General features: G+C 71.9%; 1 protein-coding gene and 1 tRNA gene. Both read right to left on the reverse strand.

Annotated features, from left to right (window positions below; genetic code table 11):
- Window positions 1-145: 145 nt before the first annotated feature.
- The gene (locus tag ACFWJO_RS41140) at window positions 146-871 is read right to left on the reverse strand and encodes an alpha/beta hydrolase (protein WP_386873547.1); all 726 of its coding nucleotides are present in this window, start codon (window positions 869-871) and stop codon (window positions 146-148) included.
- Between the two features lie 62 nt (window positions 872-933).
- A tRNA-Lys gene (locus ACFWJO_RS41145) sits at window positions 934-1,004 on the reverse strand.

The following is a 1,004-nucleotide window of genomic DNA, read 5'->3' on the forward strand; positions in this document are numbered from 1 at the left end:
GGGCCTTCTCGAAGCCCTCCGTGGGCTCGCCGTTCTCATCGAGTGCCGACTTCAGCCCGAAGTCCTTCACCTTCCCGGACGCGTACCGGCCGATCGTCGAGTTCTTTGCCATGCGCGCCACAGTATCGGCGCGCGACCCCCGCGGTCAGGACCCGGGCGTCGCCGCGCGCAGGGAGTGCTCGAGGAAGATGCGCACGTCACGGACCTCGTCGGGGCCGGTCCCGTGCAAGATCCCGGGGTAGGTGCGCACGGTCAGGCGGGTGTGCTCCTCGGCCCACGCGCGGGTGTGGGCGACGGCGTCCGGATGGATCACGGGATCCTCGGCGTCCCGGCCCCAGAAGAACGGGCGCGGGCCCGGTCCCTCGGCCGGGGAGTCGAGCATGGCCAGCAGCTCGTTGTCGACGGCGAAGCCGCTCAGGCCCACACCGCAGGTGAACGCCTCGGGGCGCAGACGCAGGACCGTCGTCGCCATGGCCATGCCCTGGGAGAAGCCGAGCACCGAGACCGTGCGGAAGCCGGCCGCCACGACCTCCTCGGCGGAGAGCACGTCGAACACGCGGTGGGCGGCGGCGAGCACCTGGGCGAAGTCGGACTGCAGCAGCAGGTCGAGCAGGAACCAGCCGTGCGCGCCGGGGTCGCCCGGGCCTTCGGAGGCTGTCTTGTCGATCTCGAAGCCACCGCGCCCCGCCAGGCCGGTGCACCGCTCCGGGAGCATCGGGAAGTGGCGGCGCGCCGCGCGGACCTCGTTGGAGCCGTAGCCGTGGAACACGAGCACCAGGTCCGTGCCCGCGCGCTCCGCCGGCGGGCGCGACCACACCACGCTGTGGCCGGAGCTGATCGTCTCGGTGACTGGTGCGGGCGTGGGGCTCATGGCTCCATCCTAGGGAGAGGCCCCTGACCGGGCGTCATGCCTGGTCAGGGGCCGCTCTCCGGTGGGCCCTGCGGGGATCGAACCCGCGACCGGCGGATTAAAAGTCCGATGCTCTGCCAGCTGAGCTAAAGGC

Source organism: Streptomyces sp. NPDC127092 (assembly GCF_042722475.1).
In the GTDB taxonomy this organism is placed as follows: domain Bacteria; phylum Actinomycetota; class Actinomycetes; order Streptomycetales; family Streptomycetaceae; genus Streptomyces.